We start from the raw sequence: 25,000 nt of genomic DNA on the forward strand, positions 1-25,000 counted from the left end.
AGCAGACCGCACGCGGGCACCGCGCATTGTGTCTGCGATCGTCTGATCGTCAGCGTGCCGCAGCGAGGTCGGGGCGCTCCAGCGACCGGGCTGAATCCAGTGTCGCCTGCCCGAGCACCCGGGTGCCCTGATAGATCACCACGGTCTGTCCGGGGGCGACGCCGCGCATCGGCTCGACGAGCCGTACCACGAGGCTCTGGCGGCCCTCGTCGTCGTACTCAACGTGTGCGCGGGCGTCCACGGGATCACCGTGGGCACGCACCTGCGCCATGCAGTCGAACTCCTCACCGGACTCGACGGCGGGAATCGGCAGTCCCGCCCAGGACACCTTGATCCCGCGCAGCTGATCGACAGCGAGCATGCGCTCCGGACCGACGACCACGGTGTTTTCCTTCGGGCGGATTTCGAGGACGAACCGGGGCTTGCCGTCGGGAGCGGGGCGCCCGAGCTTGAGGCCCTTCCGCTGGCCGATGGTGAATGCGTTGGCCCCGGAGTGCGTACCGATGGTCTCGCCTTCGACATCCACGATGTTGCCCTCGGTAAGCTCGATGCGCTCCTCAAGCCAGCCGCGGGTGTCGCCGTCGGGAATGAAGCAGATGTCGTGGCTATCGGGCTTGTTGGCTACCGACAGTCCGCGCCTCTCGGCCTCGGCCCGTACCTCTGCCTTGGAGGGGGTGTCAGCGAGCGGGAACATGGAGTGCTTCAGCTGCTCGTGCGTGAGGACGCCGAGGACGTACGACTGGTCCTTGGCCCAGTCTGCCGCCCGATGCAGCTCCCGGCTGCCGTCTGCGTTCTCGATGACCTTTGCGTAGTGTCCGGTGCATACCGCGTCGAAACCGAGCGCGAGAGCCTTCTCCAGCAGTGCAGCGAATTTGATGCGTTCATTGCACCGCATGCACGGGTTGGGGGTGCGTCCGGCGGCGTACTCGGCGATGAAGTCATCCACCACGTCTTCCTTGAACCGCTCGGAGAAGTCCCAGACGTAGTAGGGGATGCCGAGGATATCGCAGGCACGCCAGGCATCGCGGCTGTCCTCGATCGTGCAGCAACCGCGGCTGCCGGTCCGCAGGGTCCCGGGCATGCGTGAGAGCGCGAGGTGAACGCCGACGACGTCGTGCCCTGCCTCTACTGCGCGGGCCGCCGCAACCGCCGAATCGACTCCGCCGCTCATCGCTGCGAGTACCTTCATGAACTGAAACCCGTTCCTGCTGTCTGGATGGATGATGCGTGGCCGGACATGCCCGCCTTCCGCGCACGTTCGTACGCTTCGGGCAGGGCGCCCACCAAAGCGTCAACGTCTTCGCGCGTCGATGTATGCCCGAGGCTGAAACGCTGGGAGCCGCGGGCTTCGGTTTCGGTCAGGCCCATGGCCAGAAGGACGTGCGACGGCCGGGGCACCCCGGCGGTGCAGGCCGACCCAGTGGACGTCTCCACTCCTGCGACATCGAGCAGGAAGAGCAGTGAGTCCCCCTCGCATCCCGGGAAGGTGAAGTGCGCGTTGCCTGGCAGCCGTTCGGTTCGCGGTCCCCTGAGGACCGCCTCCGGCACAACGCGTTCGACGCCGGCAATCAGCTGGTCGCGCAGCACGGCGATGCGTGCCGACTCCCCCTGCAGGGAACCGACGACGTCGTCGGCTGCTGCCGCAAACGCCGCTATTCCGGCCGTATCGAGGGTGCCGGAGCGGATGTCGCGTTCCTGCCCACCGCCGTGCTGAACGGGCGTGAGCTTCACGGACCGCCCAACCAGCAGTGCGCCAACGCCCACCGGACCGCCGATCTTGTGCCCGCTGACCGCCATGGTGGCGAGCCCGGACTCGGCGAAGGAGACGGGTAATGAGCCGAAGGCCTGAACAGCGTCCGAGTGCACGGGGACGCCGTAACGGGCAGCCGCCGCGACGATGTCCGCCACCGGCTGGATGGCACCGACCTCGTTATTTGCCCACATCACGGTGACCAGCGCGATCTCGTCCGCACCGGCGCTGAGTTCCTCCTCGAGCACTTCCAGGCGAACGACTCCCTCCGCGGTGACGGGGAGCCAGGTGACCTGCGCGCCCTCATGCTGTTCAAGCCACTCAACGGTGTCCTGGACGGCGTGATGCTCGACGGAGCTGCACAGGATCCGTGTCTTCCGCTGATCAGCTCCGCGGCGGGCCCAGAACAGTCCCTTGACGGCGAGGTTGTCCGCTTCGGTCCCACCGGAGGTGAAGATGACTTCCGACGGGTGCGCTCCGGCTGCCCTTGCGAGGGTTTCGCGGGCGTCTTCTACCACCCTGCGGGCACGACGACCCGAGCCGTGCAGCGATGAAGGGTTGCCGCTGCGGCTGAGTTCGGTGGTGAGTGCGGCGAGCGCGGGCGCCGAAAGGGGCGTGGTCGCCGCGTGATCCAGGTACACGGGCACCCCATGATTCTATCGTCGGGGAAAGCCAAAGCCGAACGGGCCGCTGGACGCAGCGGAATCGTTGTCAGGAAGGGCTGATAGAAATGAGCTGTGGAAGAGACGCCCGTTCAGACCGGTTCCCCGCTGTTCATTCCCCGACTGCTGCACGCCAGGCATGAGTTCGGGCATCGCGTACTCGACTTCGACCGACAGATCGCACTGATGGCGATCATCAACCGCACTCCGGACTCCTTTTACGACGGCGGACGCATGTTTGCCCTGCAGGCGGCAGTGGACGCTTCGCTGCAGGCCGTTGCCGACGGCGCCGATTGGGTCGATATCGGCGGCGCACCCTTCGCGCCCGGACCCGCGATCCCGGCCGTCGAGGAAGCCGACCGCATTGTTCCGGTGATCCGGGCCGTCAGGGAAGCGTCCGACGTCGTCATCTCGGCCGACACGTTCCTGCCCGAGGTGGCCGAGCAAGCAATCAGGGCAGGGGCCAACGTTGTCAATGACACCACCGGGCTGCGGAACCCCGATCTCGCCGCTGTGATCGCCGGGACAGGTGCGCATGTGGTCATCACCCACAGCCTCGCGGAACCGCGGACGGTGCTGGGCAGACCGACCTACACCGACGTGGTTACAGAGGTTGCCGATTTCCTGGTTCGGCAGGTGGAACGTGCTGTAGCGCTGGGCATCAGCGAGGGCCGTATCCTCGTGGACCCGGGACATGACCTGAACAAGAACACACTGCATTCGCTCGAAATCACACGCCGGTTCTCTGAGATTGCGGGGCTGGGGTTCCCGACGCTCGCCGCAGTGTCGAACAAGGACTTCATCGGCGAGACGCTGGATCTGCCGAAGCAGGCGCGGGCCGAAGGATCCATTGCCACGGCCGTCATGTGCGCCCTGGGCGGAGCGCGGGTCCTCCGGATGCACAATGTCGCCGCCGCCCGCTCCGCCATCAACATGGTGGAGGCAGCCATGGGCTGGCGCCGGCCAGCTTACCTCAAGCACAACATGGGAGATTTCAACACCCCATGATCAACCAGATCCTTCCAGCCCGTGCCTCCGACCGTACCGACGAGGAGCTGCTCGCACTCTACGCGTACCCGGCTCAGCGCCCGTGGGTGCGGTTCAACTTCATCTCCAGCCTCGACGGATCCGCAACGCACCGGGGCGTCTCTGCGCCGCTGGGTAACGAGGGCGACCGACGGTTGTTCGGGCTCATCCGGCGGCTCTGTGATGTGATCCTTGTGGGAGCAGGAACGGTGCGTGCTGAGGGCTACGCGGGGCCGCTGGTCAGTGATGAGGACACCGCCTGGCGCGCTGCCCATGGGCTTACCGAACACCCTGCAATTGCCATGATCTCCCGCACGCTTGGCATCGAGCCGGACAGTGAGTTGTTCAGACTCTCCCCGGTGCGCCCCATCATCTTCACGACGGCGGCGGTCGACCCGACGCGGGTGCGGTCCCTCTCCGGGGTTGCCGACGTCGTCGTTGCCGGCGAAGAGGACGTTGATGCGCACAGGTGCTCTGCCTGGCTCCACGAGCGCGGGTTGGGACGCATCCTCTGCGAAGGCGGGCCAAGCATCTTCGGCGGTTTCATCGCCGAAGATACTGTGGACGAGCTCTGCCTTTCATTGAGCCCTCTGTTGACCGGAGGCGAGGAATCCCACATCTCAACCGGCGTCGATAGCCCGGCCCTCCGCCGGCTGACACTGGCGTCACTGCTCGAGTCAGATTCCGCCCTCTTCGGACGCTGGGTCCGGGCAAAAGCGGGGTGACGCCGCTCAGGCCGGGTTTTCCAAGCACCGGGTAATACGTCGAGGCGTACCAACCCATCGCCGACCGAGCTTCACCGGATCACCGCCCCATGCGCCTCTGCTATCGCAAGCGCCTGGGCGACGTCGACGACGGCGCCGCGGACATTGAACTCCTCCCCCTCTATCCCTTCGAGGGTGCTTCCGCGCAGGTCGGCTTCGCGCAAACGCGCGCCGCTCCAGGCGATGTTGGCCAGGCGGCAATTACGCAACACGGTATTGCGGAGGTCTGCGTTGGTGAAGTCAGCTTCCGTGAAGTTCACTTCAGAAAAGGATCCACGCTGCAGGTCTGCCCCCACCAGCGAGACGAAGGACCAGTTGCCGCCCTTGACCCGCACCGGCTTCAAAGCTGAGCCGATGAAGACGCTGCCTGTGAACTTGCACCCTTCAAACGTGGCGTCGAAGAAGTTGCAGTGCTCGAAGCGGCAATTGTCGAAGGCGCTGTTGATATGGGTCGAAACGTTGAACCGCACGTTGCGGAACACACAACCGCTGAAGATGCTGCCCTCGGTACGCAGTTCAGTGAAGTCGCAGTCGACGAAGCGCGCTCCGCTGTGATCTTCGCGCTCACTTTTGAACGCGTACCAGTCCAGTCCGCTCCGTACCTCGTCGTCGCCCGCCATTCTCCTGATGCTAGCTGCCCATTTGCCGGAGGTGACGCCACCGTTTACAGTCAAGCGCGGAACCTGAACGACGTTACTGATCCCGTTTCGGACGAAAGGCCACTATGGCAAGCCCCGACCGCACGTACTACGCCGTGCTTGGGGTGAGCAGAAGCGCCACTGCGAAAGAAATCAAGAGCGCGTACCGCAAAGCCGCCCGTTCAGCCCACCCTGACCAGGGCGGCAGCGCCGAGCTATTCCACGATGTCGCCGTAGCCTACGAAATGCTCTCCGATCCTGAGCGCCGGCGTCGTTACGATCGCACCCTGGGCATCGAGGATCCGTTACCGGATGCAAGGCCTGCATCGGCCGCGAGGCGCCAGCCGCCTGCGCCCGAGGTCTACACCCAGCCCCCTCGCTACGAACCCGGCTACGACGACGACGCCGCAGCGGCAGTGGTGCCTCTCACCCTGGCGCAACAGCAGGTTCACGGAACCGCCCGGGAGCCCGGCGGCTTCGCCAAGCTTCGACCGGGCGCCACGGCACGCTACGACGGCGAGCGCGCCACCGCGCGCCTGTTGGAGGCCAGTCTGCTGCCCGGTTTTCCTGCAGCCCGGTTGGTCAATGGATTGTCTTTCGGCCGCGGCGTGGATGTCGGTCACGCGCTGCTGGCCGGTTACCGCATTGCCGTCGTCGACTCGCTCGTGGCGCCCCCTGGAAATTACTCCTGGGACGGGCACCGTCTGCGACACCGCGGACGGCACGCGGGAGACGTGCGAATCACCGAGACCGTGCGTCGGGTTCAGGACCTCTTTCCGGAGTGCAACGTGCGCGGCTGGCTGGTGCTCCACGGCCGGCAGAACAACCCGTTCGAACCGATTGTGGACTACCCGCCCTCGCTGGACCGCTCGGCGTTGGTGTCCGTCCACGTTGCCAACCCCGGGACACTGCTTCGCGAGGTGCGGCGCTTCCTTTCTGAGGGCCCCCAGGCCAATACGGTGCAGGTACCTGTGCTCGGCCGCTTGCTGCGTGCGGCCGGGCGCTAGGATTACACGGTGTTCCGCATCCTCTTCTATACGCCCGAGATCCCCGGTAATACCGGCAACGCCATCAGGCTTGCTGCGGTCACCGGTGCAGAACTTCACCTCGTTGAACCGTTGGGCTTCGACCTCGACGATACGAAGCTTCGAAGGGCCGGACTGGACTACCACGATCTCGCCGTCCTGACCGTCCACCGGGACCTGGACGCCGCTCTGGGAGCTCTTCGACCCGATCGCCTCTTCGCCTACACCGCCGAGGGCACGGTCACGTACTCAGACATCGACTACCGCCCCGGGGACGTGCTCCTCTTTGGGCCGGAGTCTGTGGGACTGCCGTCCGAAGTGAAGAATCATCCGGCCGTCACCTCGCGCGTGCGGTTGCCCATGCTCCCCTCGCGGCGTTCACTCAACCTGGCGAACTCGGCGTCCATCGTGCTCTACGAGGCCTGGCGTCAGCAGGGTTTCGAGGGTGCCAACCCAAGCCAGTCCATCTTGGAGGAACGTTCGTGACCGATGTAGGCAGCCTGTTCGACGACGGCGCAGAGCACTTCGAGCGCCTGGCCCCGGTTCTCTGGAACACCATGGGCAACGCGGTTGTTGCCGCAGCCGATCTTCACGTGGGCGAAAGCGTGCTCGACGCCTGCTGCGGAAGCGGCGCGAGCACTATCCCCGCAGCACAGCTGGTGGGTCCCGATGGACGGGTTGACGCCGTGGACCTGTCCACTGAACTACTTTCGCTCGCGACTGCCAAGGCAGCCGCGCTGGGCCTCGACGCCATCACGTTCACAGAGGCGGATGCGTCGGTATGGTCGTCCGGGCAGCAATATGATGCCGTGCTCTGCTGCTACGGGCTCTTTTTCCTCCCCGACATGGCCGCCGGTACCCGTCATCTTGCTTCGCAGCTACGCAGCGGCGGAAAGCTGGCCATGAGCACCTGGCAGGAACACGCCCACGAACCGTTCGCGACGCTCCTGCGCGAAGTGTGCCTCGAGGAGCAACCGCACCTGCGCGAAGCTCCGGTTCCCAAGCCGACACGGCAAATGGCGGAGATTTCATCAGTTGAAAAGTTGCACGCCTTCCTGGAGACGGCAGGGTTCGCGTCCGTCGAGGTGCATGAGACGCCTTTGGAGGTTCCGCTGGACGCCGAACTTGCCTGGACCCTGGTGCTTGGCACCGGATACCGGTTCCTGCTGCCTGCCGACGCTGAGGGCCGGGAGCGCATCCGCAGCCGCTTCATGGAGAAACTCGGCAGCGATCTGACCCTTAACGCCGACTCATTGATCGCCGTCGCCGTCCGTCACTAGCACAGACGCGAACCCATCCATGTCGCTCTCCGCGACGAACAAAAGATGTCATCGGTTGCAACTGATCAGGCATGCAGTTCTGGAGAAATGGCGGTAGGACATGGGCGCACGGCCAATTGGGCGAGACGTGCTCACACGCGCCGTCGGCCATGCTGTTAGAGATAGACACCGGGGCGCTTTATGCTTGAAGCCTATGGATACTCCACGTGTGAGCCGGACAACCGCTGCCGGATCGGACCCTGATCAGGCCACCGGTGAGTCCTCCGGCTCGGCGGCTGACCTGTCTGGTCTGTTGGCGCGGATCGCCCAGCATGACCAAGGCGCCTTCGCGGAGTTTTACGCACAGACATCGCGCAGGGTATATGGCCTTGCCCGACGTGTCCTGATCGATCCCGAGCTTAGCCAGGACACCACACAGGAGGTTTACCTTCAGGTGTGGAACATGGCGGACCGCTTCAATCCGGACGCGGGGAGCCCGATGGCGTGGCTGATGACGCTGGCACACCGCAGGGCTGTGGACAGGGTGAGATCGGAGCAGAGTTCCACCGACCGTGAAGCCCGGTACGGCGCGGCCATGCAGGTCAAAGACCATGATGATGTCGTCGACACGGTCACCCAGCGGCTGGAAGCTGAAGCTGTCGTCAAGTGCTTGGAGACGCTGACTGAGACGCAGCAGGAATCTGTCCGGCTCGCCTACTACGGCGGACTGACGTATCGAGAAGTGGCGGAAAAGCTTGATGTGGCGGTACCGACCATCAAGTCAAGAATCAGAGACGGATTGATCCGCCTGAAAACATGTTTGGGGGTGAACTGAAATGCAGGCCAAGGATATGAACAAAAACTTCTCGGGTGATCTTCGGCAGGACCTGGCCAACGGCCTCGCCCCGGAATGGGCTGAGCTGTATGCCCTGGATGCCATAAGCGAAGAAGAGCGCACCACGCTCGAGGACTACATTTCAGATGCCGCTCCTGAGATCCGTCAGGCCTTCGACCGGCGCGTCCAGTCAGCGCACGAGACCCTTGCACAGGCCTATGCCACCCACGAGGAAGAGCCGCCGGCTGACCTGTACACGCGCATCGTGGACAATTTGCCGGATGACACGGCCTCGACCACTCCAGCGGCCGCGGCCGGAGACGAGCTCGCCGCACGCCGTACCGCGCGTCGCGGTCATTCCCCCATGGGGCGCTGGCTGCTCGCAGCCGCCGCTGCCGTGGTGGTCGCGGTCGGCGGTGTGACGGTGGCACAGAACCTGCAGCCTTCCTCCATCCAGGAGCAGGTCCTGCAAGCGGACGACGTCCAGCGTGAAGAGGTCGAGATCGGCGACTCCGGCACAGCTGAACTGGCGTTTTCCGAGTCCAGGGATGCCGCCGTCGTCACCCTCGACGGTGTCCCGGCACCGCCGGAGGGCAAGGTGTACCAAATGTGGCGCATCCCTGCAGATGGTGCTTCCCCGGAATCGCTCGGAACCATGACCGGCGAGGATGTCGCGCACACCGAACTGGCGATCGAAGGCATCAACTCATACACAGGCCTGGCGATCACTGTAGAGCCCGAAGGCGGCTCAAGTACGCCGACCCTTCCAATAGTGGTAGAAATTCCCTTCAACGCCTGACTGAACCGGTAAGGTCCAGCCTGCTTGCTTGACGGCGGTCAGAACCCGGCGATCGTTGTCTCCGTGTTGACCGGGACCACCTGGAAAACCTCGGCGCTGCGCCCTACCGCCAGGCCGCCGCGCTGGGCGTTGGCCGCGAGGAAACCCCGGACGGTACTGTCCATCCGCTCGATGTCCGGATGCTGGCTCGCGTGGAAACGCAGGGCACGCATTTTGTCTTCCACGTGGTCGGTCACGTCGACGAAGTGGTTCTCGAGTTGAGTGGGCCCGCCGAAGAACCACAGCCACGGAACGCGGTATGAATCCAGTCCGCGGGCAGCCAGTTCAGGGAAGGCATACGGGTTCTCAACGGCGGGGTAGATTGCCCGGGTGACGGCTTCCCCGCACGCCAGGTGATCTGGGTGGCTTTTCTGGATCCTTTCCCAGTTTCGTTCCGGGTGCATCGACAGGACTATCTGCGGCCGCACGCTCCTGATGAGCTCCACGACACCTGCCACCAGCTCCAGTGTGGGTTCCAGATAGCCGTCGCGGTGGCCAAGGAAATGCACCGTTTTCACGCCCACCAGCCGCGCAGCCGCGCGCTGTTCCTCGCGCCGCAACTCGACGATGTCAGTGCGGTGTTCCTCGGAGAAGCCGCCCGCGTCGCCGTCGGTCATGATGCAGTAGTCAACGTCGACGCCGGCTGCGGTCCATTTCGCTACCGTCCCGGCAGCGCCGAAATCGATGTCGTCGGGGTGCGCTACAAAACAGAGGACCCGATTCACGCCGTCCGTGGTTTGTTCAGGAACCTCAGTCATGCTCAGCTCTTGCGCTTCCTGATCTCATCGGTTGCCTGAGGCAGCACGGTTGTCAGGTCTCCAACAACACCGAAGTCCGCGATCTCGAATACTGGAGCGTCGGGGTCCTTGTTGACTGCAACAATGACCTTCGCCGTCTGCATGCCGGCCTTCTGCTGGATGGCGCCGGAGATGCCGGCGGAGATGTACAGCTGCGGGGAGACCGTTTTGCCGGTCTGGCCGATCTGGGCCGAATGATCAATCCACCCGGCGTCCGTTGCGGCTCTCGAGGCACCGACCGCACCGCCCAGCGCGTCCGCCAGATCCTCGACCGGCCCGAAGTTGCCGTCGACTCCCCTGCCACCGGCCACTACGACGCGTGCTTCATCCAGTGTTGGGCGGCCGCTCGCCGCCTTCTCCGAGCGGCCGGTGATACGTGCTGCCGCTCCCGGCACCGCTACATCCACGGAACGGACCTCGGGCAGGGAACCGCTCTGGGGGGTCGCGACCTCCACGCTGTTCGACTTGACCGTGATGATCGGACGCCCCGTAGTGACCGAGGCGTTGACGGTGTATGAGCCGGCAAATACCGACTTCGTGGCGGTGAAGTCCTCACCGACCGCCACGGCATCCGTGATGACACCCGAGGCCAGGCGGATACCTGTCCGGGCGGCTATCTCTTTGGCTTCGAATGTATTGCCAAGGAGTATCGCGTCAGCTTCTGCTGCTGCGGCTGCTGCCCCGAGGAAAGCGGCCTTCCCGGCAACGAGCAGATCGCTCAGCCCGTCGGACGACGGCTGATAGACGGCCCCGGCGCCGTACGCACCAAGCTCAGCCGAGACCTGGTCAGTCAGCTCTCCCAGCAGCGCCACCACGGGCTCCCCAAGGCTTCCCGCGAGAGTCAACAACTCACGGTCAGTCTTGTGCAGGTTCTCACCGGGCGTGTCAATGTAAACGAGGACTTTTGCCATTCCAAGGGCTCCTAGAGAAGTTGTGCGCAGGATAGGCTGCTGCTAGAGCAGCTTCTGCTCGGCGAGGAAATCAACCAGTCGACGCCCGGCATCACCATCGTCGGTGATGATGACGCCCTGCGAACGCGGAGGCCGCGGCTCCGCCTGCTCTACCCTCGTCCATGCACCGGTGAATCCCACCTCGGAGGCGTCCAGCCCGACGTCGGCGAGCGCGAGGGTAGTAATCGTCTTCTTCTTGGCCGCCATGATGCCCTTGAAGTTCGGGTACCGCGGTTCGTTGATCTGGTCGGTGACGGACACAACGGCGGGCAGGCCGCTCTCCACCGTCTCAGCCACATTGTCGCTTTCCCGGCGGGCCGTGAGGTGCCACGCGCCGTCGTCCTGCTGCAGTTCCAGGCTGGACGCGAAGGTGACCTGCGGGAGATCCAGCAGCTCTGCGAGCTGAGCGGGGACAAGGGAAGTTTCGCCGTCTGTGGAAGCCATGCCCGTCAGCACCAGGTCGATGTTGCCAAGGTGCCGTACGACGGCGGCAAGCGCCCGTGAGGTGCCGGACGCGTCCGAGCCGGCGAGCGCCTCATCGCTGAGGTGAACACCTTCATGTGCGCCGATCTGCAGGGCCTTCTTCACCGCGTTCACGGCAGCCGGCGGGCCCATGGTGACGGCTATGACATGGTGACCGGCGCCGCCATTGGCTTCCGCGAGTTGCAGGGCAGCTTCAAGAGCGTACTCATCGAGCTCCGACAGAATGCTTTCCGAGCGGTCGGTGGTGTTGTGCTCTCCGCGAAGGTGACGATCGAACTGGGCGTCCGGTACGTGCTTCACCAACACCGCGATATTCAGCGCGGGATTTGTCTCGTCCATTGCTGCCTTTCCTCCGGCTAGTAGCTGCCCGCACACAAGCTAACCACACCGGTGTGCCGATTACCGCAGCCATATGACGAAGCAGCAGCCCCCGGTCCGGGGGCTGCTGCTTCGTCCTATTCCTTCGGTATCAGGCAGGTGCCTGACCGACCGTGACGTCAAGGGTCAGGGTTTCGTCAGCCCTCACCAGTTCGACCTCTGTGGACTCCCCCTCGGCGAGCATCCGCACGGCGGCCGTAAGCGACTGTGGATCCTCGATTGGGAAGTCGCCGACCCGCGTGATGATGTCACCTTCCTGGAAACCCGCGGTTTCCGCCGGGCTGCCCGATTCGATGGATTGCACCTGCGCGCCGATGGAGAAGGAGCTGCTGCCCTGTGCGCCGCCGGACGAGGCGGCGCCCACGCTCACCCCAAGGAAACCGTGCGTTGCCTTGCCGTTGGCAATGATTTCGTCGGCCACGCGCTGGGCGTAGTTGATCGGAATTGAGAATCCGACGCCGATGTTGCCTGCGCTCTCGCCGGTGCCGGCTGACGCGATTGCCACATTGACGCCGATGATCTCGCCCTGGGAGTTAACCAGCGCACCGCCGGAGTTACCCTGGTTGATAGCAGCATCCGTCTGTATCACGTTGAGGTAGATCGAGCCTTGGCCGGCCTGCTGGGGCGCTTGAGAACCGTCCGGTGGGAGGAAGTTGAAGCCATCCCCTGAGTCCTGTTCCGGTGCGTCCGACTGTTCTTCGGGAACCGCAGAGGACTGCACACTGATCGTGCGGTTCAGAGTCGAAATGATGCCGTCGGTGACGGTGCCGCTAAGGCCCAGCGGGGCGCCGATTGCGATGGCGACATCACCAACGTTCAGTTCGGAGGAATTGGCGAGCGTCGCAGGTTGAAGGTCGGGAGCATCAATCTTGATCACCGCGAGGTCCGAGAGTGGATCCGTGCCAACTATCTGCGCCTGGAAAACCCGCCCGTCATTGGTACGCACTTCAACGGCAGGTTCGGCAACCTGACCGCCGAGCGTGACAACGTGGGTATTGGTGACAATATGGCCATCAACATCAAGGATGATGCCGGAACCGGAGCCACCCGAACCGCCACCGCTGACGGAGATGGTAACGACGCTGGGCGACGCCTTGGCTGCCGCGCCCGTGATCTCGTTGACGCTCTCCGTGTCATTGATCACGACGGACTGGGGCCGGGAGCCACCGTTGTTTGAGACCGGGACGCCCGACTCGAGCAGTGCATCAGCGCCGGCCACCACACCGCCGCCGATGAGCCCCGCAACCAGCATGCCCGCAAGGAAAGTTCCTGTACCGACCCGCTTCTTCGGCTCACCCTGTTTTTTTCCCGGTCCGTCATGGCCGGCATATGGCCCGGGCCCAAACGCCGTGCCCGGGGCCTGCGACCGGCTCGCAAAGTGGTCCCCGTGCTGGGACCCGGAACTTCCGAGCGGCGAGGTGAAGGGATGCCCCTGATGCTGCTGCGTCGCGGGGAAGTTCGGGTTGTGACTGGGAGGATTCAGCGGCCGCGGCGGAAGCGGTCCGTCATATGAACCGGGGTTGTTCTCGGTCATCGGTTGTCCTTTCAATGGTGCTTCCTGAACTATGGCAAAGCAGCCTGTAATAACGGCCGACGTTGCCTGTATGGAAGCTGTGAGCCAGCCGAACGCGTTAGTGCCTTCTGTAATTGTCTCGCACCGCCGAAGGGTGCGGTAAGCCGGAAGATTTCGCTCGGGGCATAGCTTCCCCGGTGGACGGCCCCTAGAGCGCACCATAGAATCGCAATCAGGCGAACCTCCGGGACTTATGCCTTGCACAACGGCGGTTTGCCAGTTCCCGGAGCGCCCGGCGGACACTGCTGAAGGGTCGTGAATGAAGTCGAGCATCACACGCATCTGCTCCGCCGCGGGTGTTGGAACATTGGCTCTGCTGAGCCCGGTCGTCGCCGCGCCTGCCTACGCTGTCGATCCGGTCGACTTCAGTTCGGAGACGGTGGTGGACCAGGCCGACGTGCTCACCGACGCTGAACAGCAGCAGGTGGAGCAGTCGATCGAGCAGCTCCAGAGCGAGCATGGTTATACGCTCCATGTCGCTTACGTTGACTCCTTCAGCAACCCGTCCAGTCCGCGCGAGTGGGCCGCCGCGACTGCGGACATCAGTGGGTTCCAGGCTGATGACGCAATTTTCGTAGTCGGCGTCGACGACCGCACCGGTGGTATCCTCGCCGACAGCTCAAGCGTGGTGGACGATCAGTCCACCGCGATCTACCAAAGCTTTGCCGTCCCTGAACTAAGCGGAGACGATTGGGCAGGCGCAGCCGTGGCAGCTACCACCGGGGTTGACCAGGTCCTTGACGGCGGCACACTCGGTACGGCTGGAGCCTCCGACGTTGGCGGTGGGGGTTCAGTCCTGTTCATCGGGGCGCTCCTGGCTCTTGCTGGTGCGGGCGGCTACTTCTATCTCCGGTCGAAGACCCGGAGGCCCGAGCCGCAGGAGCAGCGCCAGCGCCCCTCGGAGATAGAGTTCGGTCCGGGCCGGGGAGCTGACGGACAGGTGCTGGATCCTTTGGCCTCTCTCGGCGTGGAGGACTTGCGCCGTCGGGCGGGAAGCCTGCTGATTGCCGCCGATGACGCCATCAAGTCCAGCGAACAGGAACTCGGCTTCGCGCAGGCCCAGTACGGTGATGATGCAGTGAAGCCGTTCGCGGAGGACATCGCTGTAGCGAAGGCCCACATGAGCGAATCATTCAAGCTTCAGCAACAACTCGACGACCATATTCCCGATACGGAAGAGGACCAGAGAAAATGGCTCGGCGACATCATCCGCCGCTGCGAGTCGGTGAACGCGAGCCTTCAGGAACACAAGGCCGATTTTGACGCCCTCCGGAAGCTGGAACGCAACGCTCCTCGGGCATTGGCGGAGGCACAGGCTGCTGCGGGTGATGTCGGAACGCGCCTGGCAGCAGCGGAAGGAACCTTGCGGCAACTCCAGGGGAGATACGCCACCTCGGCGACGTCACAGATCGAAGACAACGTTGACCAGGCGCGCGAGCGGCTACAGTTCGTCGACAATGCCTCTTCCACGGCGCAGAGGCATCTCTCGGAAGGTAACACCAGTGCCGCCGTCGTTGCCGTCCGCGCCACCGAAGAGGGTGTGCACCAGACGAAGGTCCTTCTGGAAGCAATCGATCGCCGTGCATCGGAACTGGCCACGGCTGAACGCGAGATGCAAAGCGCTGTCTCGGATACGGCCCAGGACCTCGCCCAGGCGCAGGCAATGGTGGATGCGGGATCCAATCCGGAGCTCGCCGGTCCCGTGGCAGGGGCGAGGGCTGCGCTGGAGTCGGTGGAACGTGAGATCGGTTCCGGGAAGATCGACCCTGTGTCGCTCCTGCAACGCGTTGAGAACGCACACATGCAGCTGGACTCCGCCATTGGCGGAGTCCGCGACCAGGCAGTGCAGATCCGGCGGGCACGCGAGACCCTGCAGCACACCATCATGGCTGCCCAGTCGCGTATTTCCGGAACGTCGGATTACATTCGCGCCCGCCGCGGCGGCGTGGGCAGCGAGGCCCGAACGCGTCTGGCGGAAGCAGAGCGCAACCTTGACTACGCGATGCGCATACAGACCGAGGACCCCGTGACCGCTCTCTCCCATGCGCAACAGGCTGCAGCTCTTGCAGAGCAGGCGGGCCAGATCGCGCAAAACGACGTGGACGGCTTCGGCGGACGTATGGGCGGCTTCGGCGGAGGCGGGATGTTCGGCGGCCGCGGAGACGGCATGGGCGGCGCCCTCCTCGGGGGCATTCTCATCGGTTCCATCCTCAACGGCGGCGGCCACGGCGGCGGGTTCTTCGGAGGCGGCGGTGGCGGCTTCAGCGGAGGCGGCGACGGCGGCATGTTCGGCGGCGGCGGATTCGGTGGGTTCGATGCCGGCGGGGGCGGATTCGGTGACTTCGGGGGCGGATTCGGAGATTTCTAGGTGAGAGACCTCAAAAGGCAAGGAATTACTCAGGCAGATCGAAAGGTATCCCATGGTAAAGCAATCAATTTTCGGACGTATCTCAACACTGGCGAAGGCCAACATCAACGCACTTCTGGATCAGGCGGAAGACCCCCAGAAGATGCTTGACCAGATGGTCCGTGATTACTCGAACAGCATCGCCGAGGCCGAGAGCGCCGTGGCGCAGACCATAGGCAACCTGCGCATGCTGCAGGAGGACTACAACGAGGACCGCGAGAACGCGCGGAGCTGGGGCAACAAGGCGCTCGCGGCGTCGAAGAAAGCCGACGAGTACCGCTCATCCGGCGATCTTCCGGACGCTGAGAAGTTCGACAATCTGGCCAAGGTGGCCATTCAGCGCCAGATGACGGCCGAAAACGAGGCCAAGGGCGCCGAGCCGACCATCGCTTCCCAGACCGAGATTGTCGAGAAGCTCAAGACCGGCCTCAACCAGATGAAGGGCAAGCTTAACGAGCTGACCAGTAAGCGTGATGAGCTGATCGCCCGCTCGCGCACAGCAGCTGCCCAAACGCAGGTGCACGACGCCATGAAGAGCATCGATTTCATGGACCCCACGAGCGAAGTCGGCCGCTTCGAGGAGAAAATCCGCCGCGAGGAAGCCCGTGTCCTCGGCCAGGCCGAACTGACCAACTCGAGTCTTGATGCGCAGTTCGAGAGCCTTGAGGACCTGGGCGAGCAGAGCGAGATTGAGGCTCGCCTCGCCGCCCTCAAGTCCGGCGGTTCCAGTGCGGACTCCCCGTCCGCCATCGAGCAGGGCGAGGAAAGCCCGAAATACTGACCCCCAGCTCCAACCCAGACGACGGCGGTTCCCAACGGGGCCGCCGTCGTCTGGGTTAACCGGGGAGCAGTCCGCCGATGACAGGCACTGCAGCCACCGGTCCACCCCTTATGATCAGGGACCGGCGGTAGATTGGGCCGTATGGCACTGACCGTAGTGTGGCTTCGTGACGATCTGCGGATCGCAGATAACCCTGCCCTGCACGCCGCAGCCGAGCGCGGCGGCGTCGTTGTTTGTTATGTGCTGGACGAGGTGAGCGAGGGAATACGGCCGCTGGGCAGCGCCTCGCGCTGGTGGCTTCACCATTCACTGTCCTCCCTCGCCGCCGCCCTCGACCAGCGAGGCATCCCGCTGGTGCTGCGGTCTGGCCGTGCGGCGGATGCTCTCCCCCGCCTTGTTGAAGAGTCCGGGGCCGACGCTGTCTTCTGGAACCGTCGATACGCCCTGGCCGAGCGAAACATCGACGCTGCGCTCAAGGAATCATTGGGGAAGGACGGCTTCCAGGTACACAGCTTCCAGGCGAACCTGCTGTTCGAACCGTGGGAAGTGACTACAGGCAGCGGCTCGCCATACAGGGTGTTCAGCCCCTTCTGGCGCGCATGCCAGAGTCGGCCCGCTCCACGCAGACCCCTGGATGCGCCGCCGGTGCTGAGCGGGCCAGGGATCACTTCGGAAGACCTTGACGCGTGGCAGTTGCGTCCCGTTGCACCCGACTGGGCAGGCGGCCTTCGAGCGACCTGGGAACCTGGCGAGCAGGAAGCACAGGCGCTGCTCGAGCGCTTCCTGTCGGTAACCGTTGACGGTTACGCGCAGTCCCGCCAACTACCGAACGTTGAGGGAACCAGCCGCCTTTCGCCCCATCTGCGGTTCGGCGAGGTCAGCCCCTTCCAGGTGTGGCATTCCGCTCAGATCAATCCGACGGATGCGCCGGCCAAGGATCTCACCGTCTTCACCCAGGAACTCGGGTGGCGCGAATTTTGTTGGCAGCTGCTGTATCACCAACCGCAGCTCGCTACGGAGAACTACCGCACGGAGTTCAACGCCTTCCCGTGGCAGCAGCCGGACCCGCAGGAGCTGGACGCGTGGCGTTACGGTCGCACGGGATTTCCCCTGATCGACGCGGGCATGCGTCAGCTCTGGCACTCCGGATGGATGCACAATCGAGTGCGCATGGCCGTCGGTTCCTTCCTCGTGAAAAACATGATGGTGGACTGGAGGGTGGGCGAGCAGTGGTTCTGGGACACCCTGGTGGACGCAGACCCGGCGAACAACGCCGCGAACTGGCAGTGGGTGGCCGGTTCAGGGGCCGACGCCGCCCCCTACTTCCGCATCTTCAACCCGGTCACACAGAGCAAGAAGTTCGACGCCGACGGGGGTTACCTCCGTAGGTGGATACCGGAGTTGCGCTCCGTGACCAACATCCATGAACCATGGAAGGACGCACCCGCAGGATACCCGCAACCGCTGCTGGACCTGAAAGCGTCGCGCGATCAGGCACTCACCGCGTATCAGGAACTTCGCCGCGGTGAGCTGCCCTGATTGACCGCCGCTTGAGCACCTGCGGCATAACCACCCACAGCGCGAGGATAACCGTCGCCAGACTTGCCGCAGTGATGGTCCCCGCCGTGCGATTCAGCACGATGTCGAAGATCAGACCTGTCACCCCAATGAGCACCATCGCCACCAACACCATGGTGATCCACAGAATCCGGTGTGCGTTCGTGACCAGCGACTTCTTGATACGCAACCGGAAGAACGTCCGGTGCATAATCACGGTGCCCAGTAACAACGACGTGATTAGTGCGGACAGCACCACCAGTACCAGATAGGTGCCGACCTGAAAGGAATCCAATTCGGCGAAGCGCGACTGGAACGGCAAGGTGAGCAGGAACCCGGTGAGGATCTGGATTCCGGTCTGAAGGACCCGGAGTTCCTGCAGCAGTTCGAGCCAGTTACGGTCCACACGCTGCAGAGCAGTCTCCCCGCGTTCCCTATCGCCCCCCACCATGCCCTGATCGATCATGGACATAGTTTAGGTGAGCCGCGGTGTGCGAGGGGCGAAATGGTCCGGACAATAACAAAGGTCCTGGAAGCTGGGCTTCCAGGACCTTTGCCGTCTAGTTGCGGGGGCAAGATTTGAACTTGCGACCTCTGGGTTATGAGCCCAGCGAGCTACCGAACTGCTCCACCCCGCGGCGTGATTACTACCCTACCCGCCGCGGGGCCGGATCCCAAATCGGGACCGGAGTGCCTTATTCGGTGGCGCCGGACAAGCGGGACTCGGCGTCAAGTGCGCGCTGCAGCGCCTGGTCAAGCCTCCCCTGGGCTTCCCCGTATGCTGCGAAGTCACCGTCAGCGAGTGCCTCCTGACCTTCCTGAATGGCCGCATTGGCATCTTCCAGTGCAGCTCGGAGATCTGCCGCTGGGTCCCCCGAGCCGGGCTCCGCCGGCGTAGTGGGCTCCTCGGTGGGCTCCTCCTCCAGCGGGTCATCCGCCGAGCCCACCAGCGGAGCAGGCAGATCGTCTGTCGTCTCGCCGACATTCTCGCTGTCTCCGGTGACCGCGCCCGAGTCGCCCTGGAACACCTGATCGAGTGCTTCGTCCAGGGTCGGCGCAAAGCCGACCTGCTCCCCGAAGCTCACCAGCACGCGCCGCAGGACCGGGAAGGAGGAATCGCCCGAAGACTGTACATACACCGGCTGCACATAGGCGATTCCGCCACCTATGGGCAGTGTGAGGAGGTTACCGCTGATCACTTCGGAGGCTCCCTGGCGCAGAAGGTTCAGCTCCTGCGAAACCTCGGTGTCCGAATTGAAGAGGTTCGCCGCCTGGCCGGGGCCAACGGCAGAGTCCTGTCCGGACGAGTCAAGCAGTCGCAGGGTTCCGTAGGTTTCCGCCTTGACCCCGTCCTCACCGGTACCAGCGTCGCCGTCCGCTGCGAGGAACCCGTAGAGAATGTTGCGCGGCTCCTGTCCCTCAGGAACGAAGGGGATGAACGGTGTGGTAAGCGAGAAGCTCGCTGATTCCTGGTCCGGCATCTGCAGCGAGAGGTAGAACGGAGGCTGCTTGACCTCCTGCTCGCCCTCTTCGAGAGTTGGGTCGACAGGAACCGCCCAGGCTTCGTTGTTGCTGTAGAAGGGCTGGGTTTCAGTCACGTGGTAACGGGCGAGCAGCTCGCGCTGGACCTTGAAGAGATCCTCCGGATACCGAACGTGCGCCATGAGGTCCGCGGACATCTCGCTGTATGGCTGCAGAGATGTCGGGTAGACATTCTGCCAGGCCTGCAGGATCGGATCCTGATCGTCCCAGGCATAGAGATCCACAGAGCCGTCATAGGCGTCCACCGTTGCTTTTACAGCATTACGAATGTAGTTGACCTGCTCTGCCGGCAAGGCGGTCGAGACCCCTGTAGCGGTGAGCGAGTCGACCGTGGCCGACTGGAGTTCCTGCTGGGTGGAGTACGGGTAGTCGGCCGTGGTCGTGTAGCCGTCTATGATCCACTTGACGCGTCCGTCCACGATCGCGGGGTAGGTGTTGCTGTCGAGCGTGAGGTACGGCGCCACCTTCTCCACCCGGTCAACCGGATCACGGTCGTAGAGGATCTGCGATTCGCTGTTGACCTGGTCGGAAAGCAGAAGGTCAGTGGACTGGAACTTCAGTGCGTAAACGAGTCGGTTGAACAAATTTCCCACCATCGGACCGCCCTCGCCCTGAAAAGTGCTCCGGGCCTCCTGGTCTGATTCCTCGGTCTGCGGCCGGTCGATCTCTAGGGGCGTGACACCTTCGGGAGCACCAACAATCGAGTACACCGGAGATTCCTCGCCGAAGTAGATGCGTGGCTCGAAGGTGCTTTCATCGCCGAGCAGACCGGTCGATGGGATACCGTACTGAATAAATTCCGGGCGCCCGTCCGGTTCAACCGTTGATCCGGCTGCAGCCACCACGCCGTAGCCGTGGGTGTAGTACACGTGTTCATTGATCCAGCCGTCGGGCACACCGGCCGTATTGAGCTCGCGGACAGCGATCACAGTGTCCTCGATCTCACCGTCGATCTCATAGCGGTCGACGTTCAGGATCTCCGGGAACTGGTAGTACTGACGGAACTGCTGAAGCTGGCTGAACGCGTCACTGATGAGGTTTGGATCCAGCAGCCGGATGTTGGCTGTGGTTTCGCCGTCCTCATTGAGGGCACCCTCCTGTGGGACTTCCTCCGCGTTGTAGTCATTGACCTTCACTTCATCGAGCCCATAAGCCGCGCGCGTCAGCTCGACATTGCGCTCGATGAAAGGCTCTTCACGGCTGAATTCCGAAGGGACAACCTGGAAGCGCTGGATCACCCACGGGTAGACACCGCCGGCGAGGATGGCAGTAATGACGAGCATCGCCGTGCCGATCACCGGAAGTCGCCAGCGTCCTGCCACCGCAGAGACAATGAAAAGGATCGCAACGATGATTGCGGCAGCCGCCAGGATTGCCTTGGTCGGTATGACCGCGTTCACATCCGTGTAGAGGGCGCCTGCCCACTTGCCGCTGCTACTGGTGACTGTGGCGTACCGGTCCAGCCAATAGTTCACTCCCTGCAGGATCAGGAAGAGCGCGGCGAGGACCGCGATGTGGGTGCGGGCAGCTTTGCTGGTGAACAGCCCCTTCTCCTCGAGCCGTATGCCGCCGTATAGGTAGTGGGTAAGTACGCCCGCGATGCCGCTGATGACGACGACGCTGACCAGGAACCCGAGCAGAAAGTTCAGGAACGGCAGGGTGAAGACGTAGAACGCGATATCCAGGCCAAACTCCGGATCCGTCTCGCCGAACGGCACCGAGTTGAAGAACAGGAGCATTCGTTCCCACTGCGATGACGCGGCCGTTCCGGCGAAAGCGCCGAGCACAATCGGAATTCCGATCATGAGCAGCCGGCGGATTGGCTCAAGCTGAGCCTGATAACGGTTCAGGTTGTCCTGCACGCTGCTGTCCGGCGCGTAGATGGGCCGGGAACGATAGGCGATGCGCAGGCTCAGATAAACGCTGGCACCCATGATCAGGAACGCAGCCACGAAGAGGCCGATCCGTGAGAGATTCTCGGTGACAAACACCTCAAGGAACCCAAGCTGGTTGTACCAGAGCACATCGGCGTAAATTTGCGAGAAGTAAACGAAACCTATGACGAGTAGTCCGAGAACAACCAGGGTGGGAACCAGCGGTCCTCGCCGCCGGGTTGGGGAGGAGTACGGTCGGCTAGGGCTGCTACCAAATGGCCGGTCTGGTCCGGATGTCACTATTACCTCATCCTCGGGGGTACTGGTGTGCTGGACACGCGCATGAGCGCGTGGATCCACTGCTGTTCATTCTGCCTTGTGCACGTCTGGGCCACACAATTGAGTTCCGCCCGAGCGGGAGCACCCATGAATCGTTTCCCAATCGTGTCCAAATAAGGTCGGGCACCGATAGTCAGTCCTCGCAGGAAGGGAGCTTTGCGCCGTTGTCGTTCGCTTCTCCAAGTGTGCCGACGGCTGCGACAGCGTCCTCAAGCCTTTCGACGCGGATCACCCGCAGCCCATCCGGAATGTGGCCGATCACTTCGCCACAATTTGCCGCCGGCGCCAGGAAAACCTCTGCGCCTGAATCCCGGGCGCCAACCAATTTCTGCCGGATGCCTCCGATCGGTCCGACGGCGCCGGAAGAGTCGATGGTCCCGGTTCCGGCGAAGTGCTTCCCGCCGGTCAGTTGCCCGTCGGTCAGTTTGTCCACGATTCCGAGCGCGAACATCATGCCGGCTGATGGGCCGCCTACATTGTTGAGCGCGATCTGGACCTCAAAAGGGAATTCAAATTCGGACATCAGGAACACTCCAAGCTGGTAGTCGCCGGAGTCACCCCTGCGCGGCTCCACCGATTCCATGACGGTCTCGCCGTCCCGGGTGACGGTGATGTCGACGCTCTCTCCGCCCGCCGCATTCAATGCATCCTTAAGCGGTTGCAACGACTCGATCTCCTCGCCCTCGATCCGGGTGAGAAGGTCTCCTTCCTGAAGGATGCCTTCGGCTGCCGACCCGGGCGCGAAGCCCACAACCGAGAGCGTCTCCTCGTAGGGAATCTCCAGGTGGGAGAGCGCTGCTGCAACTGCCGACTCCTGAGAGGACGTCATCGCTTCAGCGTTCTGCTGTTCGATGTCAGACTCCGAGACTTCCGGCGGGTAGACCAGTTCACGGGGCGTGACGGCCTGGGCGGGATCCGCCCAGGCGCGGAAGGCATCAAAGATGCTGACCTGTTGCCCCGGCCCGCCCGCGACGAATACGGTGGTCAGGTCCAGCGCGCCGCCCGTCGGGAAAGTCTCTGCGCCTTCAACGGTGATCAGCGGTTCCTCGTTGATCTCGCCGATAGTGTTGAAGGTGGGACCGGGCGATTCGACAACGTAGGGAGAGGGCAGGAGCACGGCCGCGGCTCCAAGCCCCAGTGCGAGTAGACCCGAAACCGACATCACCGTGAAGCGGGGGTCCCGTTTCACGGCATCATGCTGTGGCCGGTCTGTTTCCCGGGAAAGCGGCTGGGTCAAGAGGTGTCACCTTCAGGTTAGGGGCGCCCTGTGCCCCGGTGCGAAGCGGATGCAAGGGCATCACATCTCAAGCGTACAAGCCAATCATGTAGCCGAGGCGGTGGCTGCTCGCATGTGCTTTGCCTAGAGCGAACTCCCTCGCGGTGTGCAGGACAAGTGCAGAGGCTGAAGGTAACGTTTGAGAGATCGCGACGGACCATAGCTGCACGCTAACTGGGGCGTCATTCGCGCGACCGCAGGGACCGCTCCCGCGGCGCAACATATTTCGAGCAGGATTCGACCAAGGACCGGTGGTATCGATGAGTTCCAATCCGTCGAACAACGACGACGACACTCCCAAGGATCCTCTTTCCGAGATGCTCGAGCGCCTGATGGGCGGCAATATGCAGGGGATGAATCCGCAGGACATCGCAAAGGCGGCCGGACTCCCGAACGATCCGCAAGCCATGGCGATGATAATGCAGCAGGTGCAGGCCATGTTTTCGGCTCAGTCCGAAGGCCCGGTGAACTGGACTCTGGCGCAGGATCAGGCGCGGCGGGCCGCTGCTACAGGCGGCGATCCTTCTGTGAGCAGCACCGACCAGCGCGAGGTCGACGACGCCCTGCGGCTCGCGGAAATGTGGCTCGGCCCCGTCACCGACTTCCCCGCCACGGCGCTGCTGGGCAAAGCATGGTCCCGTGCTGAGTGGGTCGAGGCGACCATGGCCACCTGGAAACGACTCACTGAACCGGTAGCTACCAGCATTGCGCTCGCGCTCTCCAATGCCATCACGGAGCAGATGCCGGAAGAAATGAAGACCATGATGGGCGGCGCTACGTCCATGCTGCAGAACATGGGCGGCGCGATGTTCGGGATGCAACTGGGCCAGGCTGTTGGTGCTCTCTCGCGGGACGTCATCAGTTCGACAGACATCGGTATACCGCTGGCGGAGAACAGCATGGCGCTCCTCCCTGCCAACGTTGCGGCATTCGGGCAAGGGCTGGATGTCTCCGAGTACGACGTTAGGCTGTTCCTCGCCGTCCGCGAGGCGGCCCACGTACGGCTCTTCACTCAGGTGCCCTGGCTGACGGGGCACCTCCTCGGGGCGATCGAGAGTTATGCGCGCGGCATCCACATCGACATGTCCAAGATCGAGGAAGTCGCACGGGACATCGACCCGTCCAACCCCGAATCGCTCCAGAGCGCGCTCTCAGAGGGCGTCTTCATGCCTGAACGTACGCCAGCGCAGGATGCCGCGCTCGCCCGCCTGGAGACCACGCTGGCGCTCGTGGAAGGCTGGGTCGATGAACTGACCGCTGCAGCTACCGCGAACCTCGAATCGTCGGTCGCCCTGCGCGAGATGGTCCGCCGCCGCCGCGCTACGGGCGGACCGGCGGAGAATGCCTTCGCTTCCCTTGTGGGTCTGGAGTTGCGTCCACGGCGCTTGCGCGATGCGGCAGCCTTGTGGGAACTCCTGCGCCAGGAGCGGGGAATCGCTGGGCGGGACGCAATCTGGCAGCACCCGGATCTGCTTCCTACGCCGGAGGACCTCGATGATCCGGCCGGCTTCAGCAAGAGGCGTCAGCTGGCTGAATCGGATGGCGCCGATGTTGACGCCGCCCTCGAGAAGCTACTCGCCGGCGGATTCGAGCCCGATGCCGATGACGCATCGGCATCAGCTGACGAGTCTGACCCGGACGACGGCGCGGCTGATTCCAGCGGGGAGGACGACAACCCACGTTGATCCGTGGTGGCGCTTCGCTTTTAGCGCCCGTTCAGGCTGTGGTCTGCAGCGTATGCCGCGCCGAGCAGGAACGCTTTGGCGGTTTCGGTATGCGGGTAACTCGTCAATAGAGCCCAGAACGTTCTGTTATGTGAGGGCTCGATCAGATGCGCCATCTCGTGCAGAATCACGTAGTCGATGACCCAGTCCGGCATCCCCTGTAGTTTGTGGGACAGCCGGATAGCCCGGGAAGCGGGCGTCGCGGACCCCCAGCGCGAGTTCTGATTGGTGACCCAGCGGATGCTCGCGGGAACTCCCCTGCCCCCCAGAAATTGCGAGGAGAGCTCCGCCGCACGCTCGCTCAGCCCGGCTTCGGAATGGGCGGGACGGACGGCCGTTGCGCTAAGCTTCGCGGTCATTCGTTCCACCCATTGCTTTTCCTGCCGGGCAGTGAAGGAAGCAGGTATCGAGACGACCGCGACGCCGTCGCGCAGGTCCACGCTGACCGTCCGTCGACGGCGGGCGGACCGGCGCACTTCCACCGGGTAAGGTGCACTGCCCGGCGTCATGCAGCTTTTCCTT

At 63.6% G+C, this 25,000-nt stretch carries 22 protein-coding genes and 1 tRNA gene; 11 read left to right on the forward strand and 12 right to left on the reverse strand.

All coding sequences use genetic code 11. From position 1 onward, the window contains the following. Window positions 1-49: 49 nt before the first annotated feature. Window positions 50-1,189 (reverse strand): tRNA 2-thiouridine(34) synthase MnmA, encoded by a 1,140-nt coding sequence (mnmA, locus tag AC4D2M_RS01495; protein WP_490889378.1) that lies wholly within the window; start codon window positions 1,187-1,189, stop codon window positions 50-52. Continuing rightward, entirely contained in the window at window positions 1,186-2,397 is a 1,212-nt protein-coding gene (locus AC4D2M_RS01500) for a cysteine desulfurase family protein (RefSeq protein WP_490889379.1), read from the reverse strand. Before AC4D2M_RS01500 ends, mnmA begins: the two co-directional genes overlap by 4 nt. Before the next feature lie 90 nt (window positions 2,398-2,487). On the opposite strand from AC4D2M_RS01500, the gene folP reads away from it, so the two are divergent. After that, window positions 2,488-3,420, forward strand: a complete 933-nt coding sequence (folP, locus tag AC4D2M_RS01505) for a dihydropteroate synthase (protein ID WP_490889380.1) — start codon at window positions 2,488-2,490, stop codon at window positions 3,418-3,420. Beyond that, the gene (locus AC4D2M_RS01510) at window positions 3,417-4,163 is read left to right on the forward strand and encodes a pyrimidine reductase family protein (protein ID WP_490889381.1); all 747 of its coding nucleotides are present in this window, start codon (window positions 3,417-3,419) and stop codon (window positions 4,161-4,163) included. Before folP ends, AC4D2M_RS01510 begins: the two co-directional genes overlap by 4 nt. Window positions 4,164-4,234: 71 nt before the next feature. Here the strand turns inward: AC4D2M_RS01510 and AC4D2M_RS01515 are convergent, their stop codons facing one another. Next, window positions 4,235-4,822, reverse strand: a complete 588-nt coding sequence (locus AC4D2M_RS01515) for a pentapeptide repeat-containing protein (protein ID WP_490889382.1) — start codon at window positions 4,820-4,822, stop codon at window positions 4,235-4,237. A gap of 104 nt (window positions 4,823-4,926) precedes the next feature. Between AC4D2M_RS01515 and AC4D2M_RS01520 the strand changes: the two genes are divergently transcribed. The 5 genes from AC4D2M_RS01520 (at window position 4,927) to AC4D2M_RS01540 (ending at window position 8,758) form a co-directional block, all read left to right on the forward strand. Beyond that, a complete protein-coding gene (locus tag AC4D2M_RS01520; RefSeq protein WP_490889384.1) occupies window positions 4,927-5,847 on the forward strand; it encodes a J domain-containing protein in 921 nt (306 codons plus the stop codon). Between the two features lie 9 nt (window positions 5,848-5,856). Beyond that, window positions 5,857-6,351, forward strand: coding sequence for a tRNA (cytidine(34)-2'-O)-methyltransferase (locus AC4D2M_RS01525; RefSeq protein ID WP_490889385.1), 495 nt, complete (start codon window positions 5,857-5,859; stop codon window positions 6,349-6,351). After that, window positions 6,348-7,145: a class I SAM-dependent methyltransferase gene (locus AC4D2M_RS01530; RefSeq protein WP_490889387.1), complete on the forward strand. Its 798-nt coding sequence runs from the start codon at window positions 6,348-6,350 to the stop codon at window positions 7,143-7,145. The genes AC4D2M_RS01525 and AC4D2M_RS01530 overlap by 4 nt, the downstream gene beginning before the upstream one ends. Before the next feature lie 193 nt (window positions 7,146-7,338). Further along, window positions 7,339-7,959, forward strand: coding sequence for an ECF RNA polymerase sigma factor SigK (gene sigK / locus AC4D2M_RS01535; protein ID WP_490889389.1), 621 nt, complete (start codon window positions 7,339-7,341; stop codon window positions 7,957-7,959). A gap of 16 nt (window positions 7,960-7,975) precedes the next feature. Beyond that, window positions 7,976-8,758 carry an anti-sigma factor gene (locus AC4D2M_RS01540; RefSeq protein ID WP_490889391.1) on the forward strand — a complete coding sequence of 261 codons (783 nt, stop codon included), beginning with the start codon at window positions 7,976-7,978 and terminating at the stop codon, window positions 8,756-8,758. 38 nt (window positions 8,759-8,796) lie between these two features. On the opposite strand, the gene AC4D2M_RS01545 is transcribed toward AC4D2M_RS01540, so the two are convergent. From AC4D2M_RS01545 to AC4D2M_RS01560, 4 genes are all read right to left on the reverse strand, one after another. Continuing rightward, window positions 8,797-9,555: a PIG-L deacetylase family protein gene (locus AC4D2M_RS01545; protein WP_490889393.1), complete on the reverse strand. Its 759-nt coding sequence runs from the start codon at window positions 9,553-9,555 to the stop codon at window positions 8,797-8,799. A 2-nt stretch (window positions 9,556-9,557) separates the two neighbouring features. Continuing rightward, window positions 9,558-10,505, reverse strand: a complete 948-nt coding sequence (locus AC4D2M_RS01550) for an electron transfer flavoprotein subunit alpha/FixB family protein (RefSeq protein ID WP_490889395.1) — start codon at window positions 10,503-10,505, stop codon at window positions 9,558-9,560. Between the two features lie 42 nt (window positions 10,506-10,547). After that, window positions 10,548-11,366, reverse strand: a complete 819-nt coding sequence (locus tag AC4D2M_RS01555) for an electron transfer flavoprotein subunit beta/FixA family protein (RefSeq protein WP_490889397.1) — start codon at window positions 11,364-11,366, stop codon at window positions 10,548-10,550. Window positions 11,367-11,496: 130 nt separating this feature from the next. Beyond that, window positions 11,497-12,939 (reverse strand): S1C family serine protease, encoded by a 1,443-nt coding sequence (locus tag AC4D2M_RS01560; protein ID WP_490889399.1) that lies wholly within the window; start codon window positions 12,937-12,939, stop codon window positions 11,497-11,499. Window positions 12,940-13,237: 298 nt separating this feature from the next. On the opposite strand from AC4D2M_RS01560, the gene AC4D2M_RS01565 reads away from it, so the two are divergent. The 3 genes from AC4D2M_RS01565 (at window position 13,238) to AC4D2M_RS01575 (ending at window position 17,705) form a co-directional block, all read left to right on the forward strand. Then, window positions 13,238-15,346, forward strand: coding sequence for a TPM domain-containing protein (locus AC4D2M_RS01565; protein ID WP_490889401.1), 2,109 nt, complete (start codon window positions 13,238-13,240; stop codon window positions 15,344-15,346). Window positions 15,347-15,398: 52 nt separating this feature from the next. Beyond that, window positions 15,399-16,166 (forward strand): PspA/IM30 family protein, encoded by a 768-nt coding sequence (locus AC4D2M_RS01570; RefSeq protein ID WP_490889403.1) that lies wholly within the window; start codon window positions 15,399-15,401, stop codon window positions 16,164-16,166. Between the two features lie 141 nt (window positions 16,167-16,307). Further along, a complete protein-coding gene (locus AC4D2M_RS01575; protein ID WP_490889405.1) occupies window positions 16,308-17,705 on the forward strand; it encodes a cryptochrome/photolyase family protein in 1,398 nt (465 codons plus the stop codon). Here the strand turns inward: AC4D2M_RS01575 and AC4D2M_RS01580 are convergent. The 4 genes from AC4D2M_RS01580 to AC4D2M_RS01595 all read right to left on the reverse strand — a co-directional run bounded on the left by AC4D2M_RS01580 (window position 17,665) and on the right by AC4D2M_RS01595 (window position 22,667). Next, window positions 17,665-18,189 (reverse strand): DUF6328 family protein, encoded by a 525-nt coding sequence (locus tag AC4D2M_RS01580; protein ID WP_490889406.1) that lies wholly within the window; start codon window positions 18,187-18,189, stop codon window positions 17,665-17,667. The two genes, AC4D2M_RS01575 and AC4D2M_RS01580, sit on opposite strands and share 41 nt — an antisense overlap. 98 nt (window positions 18,190-18,287) lie before the next feature. Further along, window positions 18,288-18,361: transfer RNA gene (locus AC4D2M_RS01585), tRNA-Met, on the reverse strand. Between the two features lie 57 nt (window positions 18,362-18,418). Beyond that, window positions 18,419-21,439, reverse strand: coding sequence for a UPF0182 family membrane protein (locus AC4D2M_RS01590; RefSeq protein WP_490889408.1), 3,021 nt, complete (start codon window positions 21,437-21,439; stop codon window positions 18,419-18,421). A 172-nt stretch (window positions 21,440-21,611) separates the two neighbouring features. Next, entirely contained in the window at window positions 21,612-22,667 is a 1,056-nt protein-coding gene (locus tag AC4D2M_RS01595; protein WP_490889410.1) for a YlbL family protein, read from the reverse strand. A gap of 347 nt (window positions 22,668-23,014) precedes the next feature. Here AC4D2M_RS01595 and AC4D2M_RS01600 point away from each other — a divergent pair, with 347 nt between their 5' ends. Further along, a complete protein-coding gene (locus AC4D2M_RS01600; RefSeq protein ID WP_490889412.1) occupies window positions 23,015-24,439 on the forward strand; it encodes a zinc-dependent metalloprotease in 1,425 nt (474 codons plus the stop codon). 20 nt (window positions 24,440-24,459) lie between these two features. On the opposite strand, the gene AC4D2M_RS01605 is transcribed toward AC4D2M_RS01600, so the two are convergent. Continuing rightward, window positions 24,460-24,987 carry a M48 metallopeptidase family protein gene (locus AC4D2M_RS01605; protein ID WP_490889413.1) on the reverse strand — a complete coding sequence of 176 codons (528 nt, stop codon included), beginning with the start codon at window positions 24,985-24,987 and terminating at the stop codon, window positions 24,460-24,462. Window positions 24,988-25,000: the final 13 nt, after the last annotated feature.

It is taken from the genome of Arthrobacter sp. TJ-270 (genome assembly GCF_058269075.1).

Excerpts from the sequence above, each read along its gene's own strand:
- mnmA (WP_490889378.1), bottom strand. The coding sequence starts at position 1,189 with ATGAAGGTACTCGCAGCGATGAGCGGCGGAGTCGATTCGGCGGTTGCG.
- AC4D2M_RS01510 (WP_490889381.1), top strand. The coding sequence starts at position 3,417 with ATGATCAACCAGATCCTTCCAGCCCGTGCCTCCGACCGTACCGACGAG.
- AC4D2M_RS01515 (WP_490889382.1), bottom strand. The coding sequence starts at position 4,822 with ATGGCGGGCGACGACGAGGTACGGAGCGGACTGGACTGGTACGCGTTC.
- AC4D2M_RS01520 (WP_490889384.1), top strand. The coding sequence starts at position 4,927 with ATGGCAAGCCCCGACCGCACGTACTACGCCGTGCTTGGGGTGAGCAGA.
- sigK (WP_490889389.1), top strand. The coding sequence starts at position 7,339 with ATGGATACTCCACGTGTGAGCCGGACAACCGCTGCCGGATCGGACCCT.
- AC4D2M_RS01540 (WP_490889391.1), top strand. The coding sequence starts at position 7,976 with ATGAACAAAAACTTCTCGGGTGATCTTCGGCAGGACCTGGCCAACGGC.
- AC4D2M_RS01545 (WP_490889393.1), bottom strand. The coding sequence starts at position 9,555 with ATGACTGAGGTTCCTGAACAAACCACGGACGGCGTGAATCGGGTCCTC.
- AC4D2M_RS01550 (WP_490889395.1), bottom strand. The coding sequence starts at position 10,505 with ATGGCAAAAGTCCTCGTTTACATTGACACGCCCGGTGAGAACCTGCAC.
- AC4D2M_RS01555 (WP_490889397.1), bottom strand. The coding sequence starts at position 11,366 with ATGGACGAGACAAATCCCGCGCTGAATATCGCGGTGTTGGTGAAGCAC.
- AC4D2M_RS01560 (WP_490889399.1), bottom strand. The coding sequence starts at position 12,939 with ATGACCGAGAACAACCCCGGTTCATATGACGGACCGCTTCCGCCGCGG.
- AC4D2M_RS01565 (WP_490889401.1), top strand. The coding sequence starts at position 13,238 with ATGAAGTCGAGCATCACACGCATCTGCTCCGCCGCGGGTGTTGGAACA.
- AC4D2M_RS01570 (WP_490889403.1), top strand. The coding sequence starts at position 15,399 with ATGGTAAAGCAATCAATTTTCGGACGTATCTCAACACTGGCGAAGGCC.
- AC4D2M_RS01575 (WP_490889405.1), top strand. The coding sequence starts at position 16,308 with ATGGCACTGACCGTAGTGTGGCTTCGTGACGATCTGCGGATCGCAGAT.
- AC4D2M_RS01580 (WP_490889406.1), bottom strand. The coding sequence starts at position 18,189 with ATGATCGATCAGGGCATGGTGGGGGGCGATAGGGAACGCGGGGAGACT.
- AC4D2M_RS01600 (WP_490889412.1), top strand. The coding sequence starts at position 23,015 with ATGAGTTCCAATCCGTCGAACAACGACGACGACACTCCCAAGGATCCT.
- AC4D2M_RS01605 (WP_490889413.1), bottom strand. The coding sequence starts at position 24,987 with ATGACGCCGGGCAGTGCACCTTACCCGGTGGAAGTGCGCCGGTCCGCC.